This window comes from Streptomyces sp. NPDC008079 (genome assembly GCF_042957385.1).
In the GTDB taxonomy this organism is placed as follows: Bacteria; Actinomycetota; Actinomycetes; order Streptomycetales; family Streptomycetaceae; genus Actinacidiphila.
The window spans coordinates 92,756-107,654 of the sequence record NZ_JBIBIC010000004.1 but is presented as its reverse complement, the minus strand read 5'-3'; the positions used below and the strand labels follow the sequence as shown (position 1 = coordinate 107,654).

Annotated in this window: 12 protein-coding genes; 5 read left to right on the top strand and 7 right to left on the bottom strand. The window is 74.0% G+C overall.

What is annotated here, in order from left to right; genetic code table 11:
• Positions 1 to 22 precede the first annotated feature (22 nt).
• Positions 23 to 2,251, top strand: coding sequence for a catalase/peroxidase HPI (gene katG, locus ACFZAM_RS11880; protein WP_391045010.1), 2,229 nt, complete (start codon positions 23 to 25; stop codon positions 2,249 to 2,251).
• 157 nt (positions 2,252 to 2,408) lie between these two features.
• Here katG and ACFZAM_RS11875 read toward each other — a convergent pair whose 3' ends face one another.
• Positions 2,409 to 3,308, bottom strand: a complete 900-nt coding sequence (locus ACFZAM_RS11875) for a phosphotransferase (protein WP_391045007.1) — start codon at positions 3,306 to 3,308, stop codon at positions 2,409 to 2,411.
• A gap of 286 nt (positions 3,309 to 3,594) precedes the next feature.
• Between ACFZAM_RS11875 and ACFZAM_RS11870 the strand changes: the two genes are divergently transcribed.
• Together ACFZAM_RS11870 and ACFZAM_RS11865 are read left to right on the top strand one after the other, a co-directional pair.
• Positions 3,595 to 4,080, top strand: coding sequence for a cation:proton antiporter regulatory subunit (locus ACFZAM_RS11870; RefSeq protein WP_188281150.1), 486 nt, complete (start codon positions 3,595 to 3,597; stop codon positions 4,078 to 4,080).
• 6 nt (positions 4,081 to 4,086) lie between these two features.
• Positions 4,087 to 5,334 carry a cation:proton antiporter gene (locus ACFZAM_RS11865; RefSeq protein ID WP_391045004.1) on the top strand — a complete coding sequence of 416 codons (1,248 nt, stop codon included), beginning with the start codon at positions 4,087 to 4,089 and terminating at the stop codon, positions 5,332 to 5,334.
• 27 nt (positions 5,335 to 5,361) lie between these two features.
• On the opposite strand, the gene ACFZAM_RS11860 is transcribed toward ACFZAM_RS11865, so the two are convergent.
• A complete protein-coding gene (locus ACFZAM_RS11860; RefSeq protein ID WP_391045001.1) occupies positions 5,362 to 6,333 on the bottom strand; it encodes an ArsR family transcriptional regulator in 972 nt (323 codons plus the stop codon).
• Positions 6,334 to 6,394: 61 nt separating this feature from the next.
• Between ACFZAM_RS11860 and ACFZAM_RS11855 the strand changes: the two genes are divergently transcribed.
• Entirely contained in the window at positions 6,395 to 7,606 is a 1,212-nt protein-coding gene (locus tag ACFZAM_RS11855; RefSeq protein WP_391044999.1) for an MFS transporter, read from the top strand.
• 82 nt (positions 7,607 to 7,688) lie between these two features.
• On the top strand, positions 7,689 to 9,248 hold the full coding sequence (mftG, locus tag ACFZAM_RS11850) for a mycofactocin system GMC family oxidoreductase MftG (protein ID WP_391044996.1): 1,560 nt from the start codon (positions 7,689 to 7,691) through the stop codon (positions 9,246 to 9,248).
• Between the two features lie 3 nt (positions 9,249 to 9,251).
• On the opposite strand, the gene mftF is transcribed toward mftG, so the two are convergent.
• The 5 genes from mftF to ACFZAM_RS11825 form a co-directional block, all read right to left on the bottom strand.
• Positions 9,252 to 10,781, bottom strand: a complete 1,530-nt coding sequence (gene mftF, locus ACFZAM_RS11845; RefSeq protein ID WP_391044993.1) for a mycofactocin biosynthesis glycosyltransferase MftF — start codon at positions 10,779 to 10,781, stop codon at positions 9,252 to 9,254.
• Entirely contained in the window at positions 10,778 to 11,569 is a 792-nt protein-coding gene (mftE, locus tag ACFZAM_RS11840) for a mycofactocin biosynthesis peptidyl-dipeptidase MftE (protein WP_391044990.1), read from the bottom strand. Before mftE ends, mftF begins: the two co-directional genes overlap by 4 nt.
• Before the next feature lies 1 nt (position 11,570).
• Positions 11,571 to 12,815 carry a pre-mycofactocin synthase MftD gene (gene mftD, locus ACFZAM_RS11835; protein WP_391044988.1) on the bottom strand — a complete coding sequence of 415 codons (1,245 nt, stop codon included), beginning with the start codon at positions 12,813 to 12,815 and terminating at the stop codon, positions 11,571 to 11,573.
• A 138-nt stretch (positions 12,816 to 12,953) separates the two neighbouring features.
• Positions 12,954 to 13,934, bottom strand: coding sequence for a VWA domain-containing protein (locus ACFZAM_RS11830; RefSeq protein WP_391044986.1), 981 nt, complete (start codon positions 13,932 to 13,934; stop codon positions 12,954 to 12,956).
• Positions 13,935 to 13,940: 6 nt separating this feature from the next.
• Entirely contained in the window at positions 13,941 to 14,882 is a 942-nt protein-coding gene (locus ACFZAM_RS11825) for an AAA family ATPase (protein ID WP_391044983.1), read from the bottom strand.
• Positions 14,883 to 14,899: the final 17 nt, after the last annotated feature.

Below are 14,899 nucleotides of genomic sequence, written 5' to 3'. Positions count from 1 at the left end.
CGCCTGGTCCGGAAGGATTCCCATGTCTGAGAACCATGATGCAATCGTCACTGACGCGAAGGCGGAGGGCGGGGGTGGCTGCCCGGTCGCGCACGGACGCGCGCCGCACCCGACTCAGGGCGGCGGAAACCGCCAGTGGTGGCCCGAGCGGCTCAATTTGAAGATCCTTGCCAAGAACCCCGCCGTGGCCAACCCGCTCGGCGAGGACTTCGACTACGCCGAGGCGTTCAAGACCCTCGACCTCGCGGCGGTCAAGCAGGACATCGCGCAGGTGCTGACCAGCTCCCAGGACTGGTGGCCCGCCGACTTCGGCAACTACGGCCCCTTCATGATCCGTATGGCGTGGCACAGCGCGGGCACGTACCGCATCAGCGACGGCCGCGGCGGCGGCGGCGCGGGCCAGCAGCGCTTCGCCCCGCTCAACAGTTGGCCGGACAACGCCAACCTGGACAAGGCCCGCCGTCTGCTGTGGCCGGTCAAGAAGAAGTACGGCCAGAGCCTGTCCTGGGCCGACCTGATGATCCTCACCGGCAATGTCGCGCTGGAGCAGATGGGCTTCGAGACCTTCGGCTTCGGCGGCGGTCGCGCGGACGTCTGGGAGCCCGACGAGGACGTCTACTGGGGCCCCGAGACCACCTGGCTCGGCGACGAGCGCTACACGGGCGACCGCGAGCTGGAGAACCCGCTCGGCGCCGTCCAGATGGGCCTGATCTACGTCAACCCCGAGGGCCCCAACGGAACGCCCGACCCGCTGGCCGCGGCCCGCGACATCCGTGAGACCTTCCGCCGGATGGCGATGAACGACGAGGAGACCGTCGCGCTGATCGCGGGCGGCCACACCTTCGGCAAGACCCACGGCGCGGGACCGGCCGACAGCGTCGGCGACGACCCCGAGGCCGCCTCCGTCGAGCAGCAGGGCCTCGGCTGGAAGAACAGCTACGGCACCGGCAAGGGCGGCGACGCGATCACCAGCGGTCTCGAGGGCATCTGGACCAACACCCCGACCGCCTGGGACAACAGCTTCTTCGAGATCCTCTTCGGCTACGAGTGGGAGCTGTTCCAGAGCCCCGCGGGCGCCAACCAGTGGCGGCCGAAGGAGGGCGCGGGCGCCGGCACCGTACCGGACGCGCACGACGCGTCCAAGAGCCACGCCCCGACGATGCTCACCACCGACCTCGCGCTGCGGGTCGACCCGGCGTACGAGCAGATCTCGCGGCGCTTCTTCGAGAACCCCGCCGAGTTCGCGGACGCCTTCGCCCGCGCCTGGTACAAGCTGACGCACCGCGACATGGGCCCGGTCGTGCGCTACCTCGGCCCCGAGGTCCCCTCCGAGGTGCTGCTGTGGCAGGACCCGCTGCCCGCCGCCACCCACGAGGCGCTCGACGCCTCCGACATCGCCGCCCTCAAGAGCCAGATCCTCGGCTCCGGGCTGTCGGTGGCCCAGCTCGTCTCCACCGCGTGGGCCTCGGCCTCGTCCTTCCGCGGCAGCGACAAGCGCGGCGGCGCCAACGGCGCGCGCGTCCGTCTCCAGCCGCAGATCGGCTGGGAGGTCAACGAGCCCGACCGGTTGGCGACCGTGCTGCGCACCCTGGAAGGTGTCCAGGAGTCCTTCAACGCCGCCCAGAGCGGCGGTAAGGGGATCTCCTTCGCCGACCTGATCGTGCTGGCCGGTGGCGTCGGCGTCGAGCAGGCCGCCAAGGCGGCCGGGTTCGACATTCAGGTGCCGTTCACGCAGGGCCGCGTGGACGCGACCCAGGAGCAGACCGACGTCGAGTCGTTCAGCGCCCTGGAGCCGACCGCCGACGGATTCCGCAACTACCTCGGCAAGGCCAACCGGCTGCCCGCCGAGTACCTGCTGATCGACAAGGCGAACCTGCTGAACCTGAGCGCCCCCGAGCTGACCGTCCTCGTCGGCGGCCTGCGCGTCCTGGGCGCCAACTACCAGCAGTCCGCCCTCGGCGCCCTCACCGAGACCCCCGGCACGCTGACCAACGACTTCTACGTCAACCTGCTCGACCTGGGCACGACGTGGAGCGCGACGTCCGAGGACGCGAACACCTTCGAGGGCCGCGACGCCTCCGGCGCGGTCAAGTGGACCGGCACCCGCGCCGACCTGGTCTTCGGCTCGAACTCCGAGCTGCGCGCCCTGGCGGAGGTCTACGCGAGCGACGACGCGAAGGAGAAGTTCGTCAACGACTTCGTCGCGGCGTGGGCCAAGGTCATGGACCTCGACCGGTTCGACCTGGTCTGAGAACGGTGCCTCCGGGGCACCGCGTGAGGACGCCTGACCGCGTCTGACGCACATCCCGGCCACGACGTCCGGGGCGGCTCGCGAAAGCCGCCCCGGACGTCGCTGTGTGCGGGGCCCTTTCGGCCGCCGGGTGCCCAGGCGCCCAGCGGCCCGGGGCTCAGTCCTGGGCGAGCACCGCGCGGATCACATGCCGGGCGTTACGTGCCATCGTCGGATTCGTCTCGCGGTAGTACGGCAGCGCGTTCACCGCCTGGGAGAGCGCCCGGCCCCGCCCGCGCCTCCACGTCGCGTCGTCGACGCCGAGCGCGCCGCGCAGGACCTCCCGCGCGTCGGGCGGCAGCAGATTCCACGCGGGGAACAGGTCACAGGCCGGATCGCCCACGCCCGCGCACCCGAAGTCGATCACCGCGGTCAGCCGGCCCCCCGACACCAGCAGATTGCCCGGCATCAGATCGGAGTGCACCCACACCGGCGGCCCGTCCCAGACGGGCGCGCGCAGGGCGTCCTCCCACACGGCGGTCAGGCCGTCGCAATCGACGCCCTCCTGCGGAATCCCGCGCAGTCGCGCGATCGCCGACCGGGTCGACGCGTCATGGTGGGCGAGCGGTTCGCCGCGATAGGCGGGCGGCGGGTCCGGCAGCGTGACGTCCCGCATCGCCCGCACGAATCCGGCGATGTCCTCCGCCAGGCGTACGGGTTCGCTCAGCGCCCCCGCCTCCGGCGGCTCGCCGTCCAGCCACCGATACACCGACCACGGCCACGGATACCCCCGCGCGGGCTCCCCGGCGCCGAGGACTTCGGGAACGGCCGCGGGCAGCAGGGGCGCGAGCCGCGGCAGCCACTCCTGCTCCAGCGCGACGTCCCCGGCCCCGCCCGCCACGAGTGGCAGACGGACCACCATGTCGTCGCCGAGCCGGTACATCGCGTTGACCGTGCCGCCGGACGGGAACCGCCGCACGTCCAGCCCCGCCCACCGGGGGAACTGTTCGGCCACCAGCCGCCGTACGAGGTCGGCGTCGATGGGGTGCAGGTCAGGGTGCATGGGCGGGGTGGTCATGGGGCGTCATACGACCTCGCGGCGGCGGCTCCCGTCAACCGCTTTTCCCCGCGCGTCGGCCCGCCGCGCGGGCGCCCCGCCGGGGGCCGGCGAGGGGGGCCCGATCCCGCCCCCGCAATCCATTTGCCATTCCTTTACTATGGCTCGGTCGGTCCGCCCGCGACCCTGGTAGGAGCCGCGGTCGCCGCCGACCCGGCGAACGCGCCGCGCCGCCCGACCGCCCGACCAACACCGGTCGGCCCGGACGCCGTTCACACGACACGTCCCGTCCCCCTTGGAGCACGCAATGCAGCACACCGTCCACGCGCGCAAGACCCCGCTCCCGGGGGTGGGCATCCGCTACGACGTGTCCACCGACGCCGGTCGGCACCTGTCGGTGGTCGTGCACCACGACGGGCGGCGCACCCTGGCGTTCCACGACCCGGAGGACGACGACGCCTGCAAGGACGCCGTGGTCCTGGAGCCGCACGAAGTGAGCGCGCTCGCCGAACTGCTCCCGCCCGACCCGGTCGCGCACCTGCGCCAGCACTTCGAGATCGACCTGGTCACCGAGCACATCACGGTGAGCAAACGGTCGCCGTACGCGGGCCGCACGCTCGGCGACACGCAGGCCCGTACCCGTACCGGCGCCTCGATCGTCGCCGTGCTCCGCCGCACGGCTGCCGTGCCGTCGCCCACTCCCGACTTCCGCTTCGCGGTCGGCGACATCCTTGTCGTCGTCGGCACCCGCGAAGGTGTGGACGCCGTCGCGGAACTGATCACAGGGGGATAAGAGCCTGTGCACGACACGACCGACATGCTCATCGAGCTCGGGGCGATCATTCTCGCCCTGGGCATCCTCGGCCGCCTCGCGGGACGCGTCGGCTTCTCGCCGATCCCCCTCTATCTGCTCGCGGGGCTGGCCTTCGGCAAAGGCGGGCTCATCCCGCTGCACGCCAGTGAGGACTTCGTGGCCACCGGCGCCGAGATCGGCGTCGTCCTGCTGCTTCTGCTGCTCGGCCTGGAGTACAGCGCTTCGGAACTCGTCACGAATCTGAAAACGCAGTACCCCTCGGGCGCGGTGGACTTCGCGCTCAACGCCGTACCCGGCGCGGTGGCCGCGCTGCTGCTGGGCTGGGGTCCGGTCGCCGCCGTCGCGCTGGCGGGCGTGACGTGGATCTCCTCGTCGGGTGTGATCGCGAAGGTCCTCGGGGACCTCGGCCGTCTCGGCAACCGTGAGACCCCGCTCATTCTGGGTGTGCTGGTCCTCGAAGACCTCTCGATGGCGGTCTATCTGCCGATTCTCAGCGCCCTGCTGGCGGGCGTGAGTCTCGCGGGCGGCACCCTCACTCTGCTGATCTCGCTCGGCACGGTCGGGATCGTCCTGTACGTGGCGCTGCGCCACGGGCGGCTGATCAGCCGCGCCGTCTCCTCCGACAATCCCGAGATGCTGCTGCTGGTCGTGCTCGGCCTGACCCTGCTGGTGGCCGGTGTCGCCCAGCAACTCCAGGTGTCCGCCGCCGTCGGCGCGTTCCTGGTCGGCATCGCGCTCTCCGGTGAGGTCGCCGAAGGCGCCCGCAATCTCCTGACCCCGCTGCGGGACCTGTTCGCGGCGGTCTTCTTCGTCTTCTTCGGCCTGAGCACCATCCCCGCCGACATCCCGCCGGTCCTGGTCCCCGCGCTGATCCTGGCCGTCGTCACGACCCTCACCAAGATCGCCACCGGCTGGTACGCGGCGCGCAGGGCCGGAATCCGGCCCGCCGGACGGTGGCGGGCGGGCGGCACGCTGGTCGCGCGCGGCGAGTTCTCCATCGTCATCGCGGGACTCGCGGTCGGCGTCGAGCCCCGGATCGGACCGCTGGCCACCGCGTATGTGCTGATCCTGGTCGTCCTCGGCCCGCTCACCGCCCGCTGGACCGAGCCCATCGCCCGCAAACTCACCGAGGCCATCGGCCCGTACGCGCGCCGCCGCGCCGCGCTCCCGGCCGCCGCCGCGTCCCCCGGCCCGGCCGAGGAACAGATCGACACGACGGCCACGCGTTCCTGAGCGCCCCGCCCGCTCCGCGACGACGGCTCACTCGTGTCGCTGGGCGCGCACCAGCACCTCCCCGGCGTCCGTCCGGTAGTAGAGCACCGACCGCCCCGCGCGACGGCGCCGGATCAGACCGGCGTCGAAGAGCACCTTCAGATGGCGGCCGACGGAGCCGAGTCCCTGGCCGGTGAGCGCGACCAGTTGGGTGGTGCTCTTGGGGGAGTCCAGGAGGACGAGGACGGCCGCGCGCCCCGGCCCGAGCAGCGCGCGCAGGGCGTCCGGCGCCGAGGGCCGGTCCGGCTCGGCCAGTACGCCCGCGCACGGGTAGATCACGGCGTAGCGGTGCGGCCGGTCCCAGGAGACCCAGCTGCGGCGCGGGGTGACCGGCACGAACAGCAGCCGCGCCCCGGAGATCTCGCGCGGCGGATTGTCGTACGCGTTGATCTGGAGCCGTCCCTCGCCCAGCCAGCGCATCCCCGGCCGCATGTCGTCCAGCGCCGCCGTCCAGCCGCCCTGGCTCAACTGCCGGGTGCGCGCCACGATGTCGGCCTCGAGAACGCGGCGCCGCCGTGGCCAGTACGGCAGGACCGTCTCCGTCCACACCCACCGCATCACATCCGCGGCCCGCCGGGGCACTTCGGCCTCGGGCAGCCAGGCGGGCAGCGGTCCGCCCAGCGATATCGCCAGGTCGGCGCGGGCGACGTCGGCCGGGGTCGTACGGATACGGTCCAGCTCCGCCTCGATCGACGGCTCGCCCTCGGCCCGCGGCGGGGGGATGAGGAAGTCCGCGATCCAGGTCGGCCGGAATCCGGCCCCGACGATCAGCGCGGCGACCGGGTCCTCGGCCAGGCGGCGCCGGTACGCGGACCGGTGGGCGCGCAGCCACGCGCTCTCGCCGGGGTGCGCGGCCGTGCCGCCCGCCAGGTCGAGCAGGCTCGCGACGGTCTCGGCCAGCGGGGAGACGACGAAACGGCCTCCCGCGAGGGTGTCCGCGTTGACCAGCCACCAGCCCATCGTTTCGCCTCCCCGCGAAACTCTAACGCCGGGCCGGCCGGGCCGCGGAGACTCCCCGTCCATGCGCACCTACCGAGAACTCTTCCGCGCCCCGGAGTTCACGCCGCTGTTCGCGACCGGCTCGCTGTCGACGGCCGCGTCCACGGTGAGCGGTCTCGCGCTGGGCACGCTGATCTACACGGCGACCGGCTCGCCGCTGCTGTCCGCCCTGGCGATGTTCGGCCCGGCGCTGGTCCAGGTCGTCGGCGCGACCACACTGCTGTCGGCCGCCGACCGGCTGCCGCCGCGCGCCGCGACGGCCGGGCTCGCCCTGCTCTTCGGCCTGTGCACCGCCGCCCAGGCCATGCCGAGACTGCCCGTGTGGGCGGCCTTCGCCGTACTCCTCGGCGAGGGGCTGATCGCCTCATTGGGCGGGGGAGTGCGCTACGGGCTGCTCAACGAGATCCTTGAGCGCGACGGCTATCTGCTCGGCAGGTCCGTGCTCAACATGTCGGTCGGCGCCACGCAGATCTGCGGCTTCGCCGTCGGCGGGGTCCTGGTCACCGTGCTGTCCCCGCGCGGCACCCTGCTGGCCGGCGCCGCGCTCTACCTGGTCGCCGCGGCCGTCGCCCGGCTCGGCCTGAGCGGTCGCCCGCCGCGTACCGCGGGACGCCCCTCGGTCGCCGACACCTGGCGCACCAACGGCCTGCTCTGGTCGTCCGTGCCCCGCCGCTACGTCTACCTCGCCCTGTGGGTGCCCAACGGGCTCATCGTCGGCTGCGAATCCCTCTACGTCCCCTACGCGCCCCGGCACGCCGGGCTCCTCTTCGCCAGCGCGGCCCTCGGGATGCTCGCGGGCGACACCCTCACCGGCCGCTTCCTGCCCCGCCGTTGGCGCGAACGCCTCGGCGCGCCGCTGCGGCTGCTGCTCGCCGCCCCCTACCTCGCCTTCGCCCTCCACCCCGCCCTGCCGCTCGCCGTGACCGCCGTCGTCCTCGCCTCCGTCGGCTACTCCGCGAGCCTCCTCCTCCAGGAACGGCTCATGTCCCTCACCCCCGACGCCCTCAGCGGCCACGCCCTCGGCCTCCACTCCTCCGGCACGCTCACCCTCCAGGGCGTCGGCGCCACCCTGGCGGGAGCTGTCGCCCAGCGCACCTCACCCGCCACCGCCATGACCGTGATGGCGACCGCCTCCGTAGCCGTCACCCTCGCCCTGGCCCCCGGCCTGCGCCCGCTCCCCACCGCTGAAGGTCCGGCCCTCGGCGAGACCCCGGCGCGGAGCCCGTCCGCCTGACCGGGCCCGGCGGGAGCGCCGACCGGGAACGGGAGGGGGGCTCGCCTAGGGTGGCTGTGAACCGGTGGGAAAGGGGCGGGGCGTGGGTCCGACGAGCGGGGTGGCGCGGGCCGATGTCGTGGTGGTCGGGGGAGGCGGGAGCGGGGGGCCGTTGGCCGCGCGGCTGAGCGAGGACGCGGGGCGGACGGTGGCGCTGATCGAGGCGGGGCCCGCGCCGAGAACCTTCGCGCCGGAGTTGCTGGACGCGCGGCTCGTACCGGGGGCGTGGGCGCGGGGGGCGCCGCTGTGGCTGTATCCGGCGCGTCTGACACCCGAGCGTCCCCACACGATCGGCCGCGGCAGGATCCTGGGCGGCTCGACCACCGTCAACGGCGGGTATTTCGTACGGGCCCGGCGGGACGACTTCGACCGGTGGGCGGCGGCGGGCAACGACGCCTGGTCCTTCGACCGGATGCTGCCGTTCCTGCGCCGGATGGAGGCCGACCTGGACTACGGCGCGTCCGCCGTCCACGGCGCGGACGGCCCGGTCCGGGTGCGGCGGACCGCGCTCGACCACCCCGCCGCCGCGGCGTTCGGCGCGGCGGCCCGCGAGTCGGGGTTCCCGGCCGAGCCGGACAAGAACGACCAGGGCGCGCCCGGCTTCGGCCCGGTGCCGTCGAACGCGGTCGACGGCGTACGCGCCAACACCGCCGTCGGCTACCTCCAGGACGCGCTCGCGCGCCCCAACCTCACCGTCCTCGGCGACCGCACCGTCCGCCGAGTCCTGGTGGAGCACGGCCGCGCGGTCGGCGTGGAGACCGAACGCGACGGCGTACGGGAGACCGTCACGGCGGGTGAAGTCGTGCTGTGCGCGGGCGCTTTCGGGTCACCGCACCTGCTGGCGCTGTCCGGCATCGGCCCGCGCGCGGACCTCGAACGCCTCGGCATCCCCGTGCTGCGGGACGCCCCCGGCGTCGGCGGGTCGTTCAGCGACCACCCGCAGATCGTCGTGGAGTGGACCCCGGTACGCGACGTGCCCGCCGCCGACGGCGGTTGGCTCGGCGGCGCCCTCCACCTGGTGTCGAGCGGCGGCCCCGCGGCGGGCGACCTGGAGATCCTCCAGTCGCTCACGCCGATGGCGGCCCTGATCCGCGCCCGCACGTCGCTGCCCGGCGCGCCGCTGCCCTTCCTCGTCTCCGCGCAGGCCCCGCGACCGCGCGGACGCCTGCGGATCGTCTCCGCCGACCCCGCGGTGCCGCCGACCGTCGACTACGGCTATCTGCGGACGCCCGACGACCGGCGGCGGCTGCGCGAGGCCGTCAGGACGACCGCGGCACTGATCGCCGCACCCGCCTTCCGTACCGTCGTCGCGCCGGACTCGACGGCGGGGCCCGGCCAGGAGACGCTGGCCGACGACGGCCTGCTCGACGCGTGGATCCGGGCCCGTATCGGCACCTCGGTGCACGCCTGCGCGAGCGCGCCCATGGGTCCGGCGGACGACCGGCACGCCGTGGTCGACCAGTACGGCAGGGTCCACGGGGTGCGGGGGCTGCGGGTCGCGGACACCTCGATCCTTCCGGCCGCTCCCCTGCGCGGTCCCGCGGCGACCGCCGTCCTGATCGGCGAGGTCGTCGCGGACGCGATCCGCCACGACCGCGCGTGAGCGTCAGCCCGAGGCACCCTTGCCGGACCCCAGGCGCGGGCGCAGCGCCGCTGTCGAGCGGCCCTTGAGCGCGGAGAGCCAGACGCCCGTGCCGTAGGCGAGGTCGTCCAGGCGGCGGGCGACGGCGTAGCGCAGGGGGTCGAGGCCGACCTCGCCCGGACGGTATTCGAGGGCGACGTCGGCGACCGACGCGACGGCGACCGCGCGCCGGATCCGGGGGGAGACCGCGCAGCCGACGGCGGCCAGCGGCCACCAGTGGCGGGTGAGCAGGGCGCCGGTCTGGGACAGGGCGCTGACCGCGCCGTTGGCGGTGAGCCGGGTGGCCAGCCGTACCGGGTGGTCGGCGCCCTTGAGTTTGCGGGCGATCCGTACGGTCGTGACCCCGCAAACGGCGCCCGCCACCGGCAGCGACCAGCGGCGCTGGGCCAGCAGCGCGAGGGACAGCGCGCCCGCCCAAGGGGCGAGGACGGCGGGGGCGATGAGTTCGGGGTGGCGCTCGGCCAGCGGATGCGCGCCCGTGCCGTACGCGGCCTTGCGCAGCATCCAGTCCGTGAACCGTACGCGGTGCTCGTGCTCGGCGCGGACCGACGGCTCGTACCGTACGCGCCAGCCGTCCTCGATCAGCCGCCAGCACAGGTCCACGTCCTCGCCGACCCGCATGGCCGCGTCGAAGCCGTCCGCCATCGCGTCCACCCGCGCCACGCTGCACGCGGTGGAGGCCCAGGAGACGGGGGTTCCCGGGCGGACGGCCGCCGGGTCCCGGCCGAGGTCGAGCGAGGACCTGGCGGCCTCGTACCGGCCGATCCAGCCGGTGGCCGCGGCGGTCGGCAGCCCGGTGATGCGCGGCACGGCCATGCCGACCTTGGGGTCGGTGAAGTGCCGGAGCAGGACGGGGACGGTCTCCGGGGGCAGCACGATGTCGGAGTCCACGAAGACCACATAGGGGGTGCGGACCAGCCGCAGCCCCGCGTTGCGGGCCGCGGCCGGGCCCATGTTCCGCTCCAGCACGACCAGTTGGGCGCCGTGCTTGGCGGCGGTGTCCTCGATGTCGTCGGCGTGCCGCGATCCGTCGTCCACGACGACGACGCGCTGGCCGGGGCCGATGCTGGTGAGCAGCCGGTCGAGTTGCGCCGCCCGCTCGTGGACGGGCACGACGAAGGTGTGCCGCGGGTCGGGATTCTGCGGCAGGTCGTGAACGACCGGGTACGCCATGCCGTTGTCGAGCAGCCGGTCGGCGAGGACGCCGCTCGCCGCGTCCCGGACGCGCACCGTCCGGTCGTCGGCCAGCAGCGGGCGGGCGCGGGGGGTCAGCCGGACGAGCCGGGTCGGGAAGCCGCCGAGCAGGGCACGGCCGCCGTCGATGACGCGGGTGTGGCGGTTGAGCGCGACCACGAAGCCGCCGGGCAGCCGCGCGGTCCCGCCGGGCGCGCCCGTACCGCTCCTGCCGTCCGGAGCGCCGGCGCCGCGCTTGCCGTCCGGCGCACCCGTACCGCCGTCGCCCTCGGGCGCGCGCCCCGCCGGTTCCGCGGTCATTCGGTCACCGTCCCGTCCACCGCTTCGGCGTCGACCAGTCGGCCGCGGGTGTCCGCGGACCCTTCGGCGATCAGCCGGGTGGCCGTGGTGACCATGTACGTCATCGCCTTCTCTCCTTCTTCGGCGGACGCCCCCGCCGGGTCGCCGAGGACCCCGGACGGCGAGACCGCCAGCACACCGCCCGCGACCAGGTCGGGCATGAGGTCCGCGAGCGGCCGGGTGTCCCCGGCGACGGCCTGCGCGGTCCGCACGTCCCCGGGCGCCAGGTGGAGCATGACCGAGGTCTCCCACCGTCCGGCGTGCGGATCCGCGTCGGGCGCCACGCACGGCACCCACGCGACGTGGTGGCCCTCGGCGCGCAGCAGGACGACCGCCTCGGCGAGCGTGGCGACATTGCCGCCGTGCCCGTTGACGAAGACGATCCGCCCGGCCCACATCGCCAGCGACCGCACGGACTCCACGAGGACCGCCTTCAGGGCCTCGCGGCCGATCGAGACGGTGCCCGCGAAGCCCGCGTGCTCGCCGCTCGAACCGTAGGCCATGGTCGGCGCGACCAGGGTGTGCCACTCGGGCGGGGCCCCGGCCGCCACCCGCTCGGCGACCGCCCGCGCGATGGCGGCGTCGGTGCCCAGCGGCAGATGCGGCCCGTGCTGCTCGGTCGAGCCCAGCGGCACCAGGACCAGCGGCGCGAACGGGACCGTCGGCCAGACGGCGTGCGCCAGGTCGGAAGGGGCCGCGGGTCCTGCCGTGCTCCCGGGGCCCGCGCGGTTCGCGGGTGTCGACGGCATGTCAGCGGATCGGGTCCTTGGAGCGCGGCGCGGCCTCCGCGGCGCCCGCGCGGTCCGCGCGGCCGACGAGCCCGCCGCCGAGTGTCCTGGTGAAGCCGTCGGGGATCACCAGGTCGTCGGGGGACAGCTCGTGCACCGAGGAGTGGCCCAGGCCCAGCACCGCGGAGTCCAGGCCGCCGCGCATGATGTCCAGGACGTTCTCCACCCCGGCCTGGCCGTTGGCCGCGAGCCCCCACAGGTAGGCGCGGCCGATCAGCACCGCGCGGGCGCCGAGCGCCAGCGCCTTGGCGACGTCGCCGCCGCGCCGGATGCCGCCGTCGAGCACGACCTCGATCTGGTCGCCCACCGCCTCGGCGATCGACGGCAGCATCCGTATCGTGCCCGGCGTCGTGTCCAGGTTGTTGCCGCCGTGGTTGGACACCGAGATCCCGCTGACCCCGGCGTCGACCGCGCGCTTGGCGTCGTCCACCCGCGTCACGCCCTTGAGCAGGAACGGGCCGCCCCACTCCTCGCGCAGCCACTTCACGTCGTCCCAGGTGGGCGGCGCCGTCTGCATCCACTCGTAGTAGGCGCCGAAGAAGGTGGGCGCCGCGCCGCCCGGCGGGCGGAGGTTGGGCGCGGTGAGGTCGGGGAGCCGACGGGATTTGAGGAACCGCATCAGCCAGGCCGGGTGCGGCGCCACGTTCGGCGCGAACTTCAGCATCGTCTTGAAGTCCAGCTTCTCCGGGATCGAAGGACTGCCCCAGTCGCGCCCGTTGGAGAAGGACCAGTCGAGCGTGGAGATCAGCGCCTTGGCCCCGGCGGCCCTGGCCCGGTCCATCCGCTGCACCATCGACTCGCGGGTGCCGGTCCAGTACATCTGGAAGAGGGTGTTCTCGTTCGCCTCGGCGACCTCCTCGACCGGCTTGCTGGCGAAGGAGCTGAGCCCCATGATCACGCCCCGGTTCGCGGCGGCCCGCGCGACGGCCACCTCGCCGTCCGGGTGCACGGCCTGCACACCGGTCGGCGAGATCACCACGGGCATCGACGTCGGGATCCCCAGCACCGTCGTCGACAGGTCGCGCTCGGCGTGATGGCCCACCACCCGCGGCGCGAAGCCCAGTTCGGCGAACGCCTCGATGTTGTCGTCGACGGTCCGGCCGCGCTCCGAGCCCGCGACCAGGGCTCCGTAGACCGAACTCGGTAGTTGCTTCTTTGCCCGGCGCTGCGCCTCGGCGACGGTCTCGAACCAGGGATTCCTGCTCATTGCGTGTTCCTCTTCGTCTCGGAGCCGGTCCTTCGGGGCCGGTCCATGTCCGTGAGCGTCAGGTGCCGCCCGTGCGCCGCTGAGGCGCGGGTCAGCCGCTCCTCACGTGCCCCGGGCGAATGTGCCTCCACGCGCCGTTCATGTGCGGAAGACCTCCCTGAGAGCCGGTGCGATGTCGTGGTGGGTGCGGATGCGGTGGAAGGTGCCGTGCCCGGCCCTGGCCAGTTCCGCGCCCAATTCGACGTCCTTCTCACCGCTCGTGTCGAGCAGCACGTCCAGCCGCGGCAGCCGGGCCGCCGCCGGGCGCGGGTCCGGCCCCGCGTTGTGGACGCAGTCCGACAGCAGCAGCACCCGCGCGCCGCGCCGCGGCACCGACGCCAGCCGGGCGGCGGCGAGTTCGAGCGGGAAGGCCACATTGGTCAGGCCCCTGGCCGGGATGCGCAGCATCGCGTCCAGCAGCTCCATCGGCCTGACCGGGTCGCCCAGTTCGAGCAGGACCGCCGCGTCCGACCAGAAGGCGACGACGGCCAGTGCCTCGGACTCCAGCTCGGCCGCGAGCGCGCCCACGGTCGCCGCCGCGGTACGTACCCGCTCGCCCTTCATCGACCCCGACAGGTCCACCGCGAGCACGACGGAGCGGGGCGCGCGGACCCGCTCGAAGACGAAGACGTCCTCGTCGTCGGGGACCGGCCGCTCCGCCAGCCGCTCCAGCGTCGGATCCAGGTCGATGTCGCTGCCCCGCTGCCGGTACGGGAGGCTGGCCAGCCGCCCCGAAGCGGCCGGCCGTCCGCCGCGCGCCCGCTTCGGCTTCGGCAGGGACAGCCGCGCGGCGATCTCGCGGGCCCGCGCCCGCACCGCGGGGTCCACCGGCTCGGTGTCGTCCGAGCCGCTGAGCAGCTCCCCCCGCTCGTCGGTGAAGTCGGCCGCCGAGCGGGTCGGCCGCGGGCGCGCGGGACCGGCGCCGCGCGAGCGGGCGCGCAGCACCGTGCCTCCCGTGCCCGCCACCGCTTCGAACACCTTCGGCTCCTCGTCGAGTGTCTTGGGGATACGGCGCAGCGGTCGCCGCGACCGGTCCGTGGACGCCGGTTCGCGCCGCCGTACGGGCGAGTCGGCCTCCACCGCTCTTCATCCGGGCTCCGCCCGCGCCGGATCCAGCACGAAGCGGTCCTCCCAGATCTCCCGCAGGACGCGCTCCGCGGTGGTCTCCGCAGCGTCGTCCAGCCGGATCCGGCCGGACAGCGAGACCGTCATCGCGTCGTAGAAGCTCTCCGGGTAGCGGTCGTCGTCCGGTCCGCTCAGGCCGCGCATCGTCATCAGGCCGTCGGCGACCAGCGCGCAGTCGATCGCGCCCCGCACGCTGCTGCCCTGACGCAGATCCGGGTGCGCGCGGGTGGCCCGGGTCACCGCGACGGCGTCGGGCACGATCCGGTCCGCGAGCGGACCGGACAGCGCGGCGCGCAGCCTGACGATGTCCTCCTCCGCGGCGGCGTCCTGGTAGCCGACCACGATCCGGTTGAGCCGGTCGCTGACGCCCGCCGACAGCCGGGTGGTGCCGATGTCGTCACTGGGGTTCATCGAGGCGATGACCCGGAACGACGGCTCGGCGGTGACCAGGCCGACCCTGGGCACCTCGACCGCGCGGTCGGCCATCGCCGACAGCAGGGTGTTGAGGGTGTCCTCGGGGGCGCGGTTGAACTCCTCGATGTAGAGGAACCCGCCGGTGCGCATCGCCTGGACCAGCGGCCCCGCCACGAAGTTGTCGGCGCTGTAGTCCTCCCGCAGCACCCGTGCGGGATTGTGGTGCCCGACCAGCTTGGCCGGGGTCAGATCGGCGTTGCCCTCCACGAAAACCAGCGGGATGCCCCACTCCTCGGTGATCGCCTTGAGCATGGTGGTCTTGCTGGTGCCGGGCGGGCCCTCCAGGACGAGATCCCGCCCGGCGCCGACGGTCGCGAGCGCGAGTTCCAGCTCGCGCTCGCGGCCGACGATGCGCGAGGCGATCCGCTCCCCGGCCGCCGCGACGCCGGAGCCGGCCCCGGCGTCCCGTACCGTCCGCAGTGTGGTCATCGTTCGCGCTCCCTACG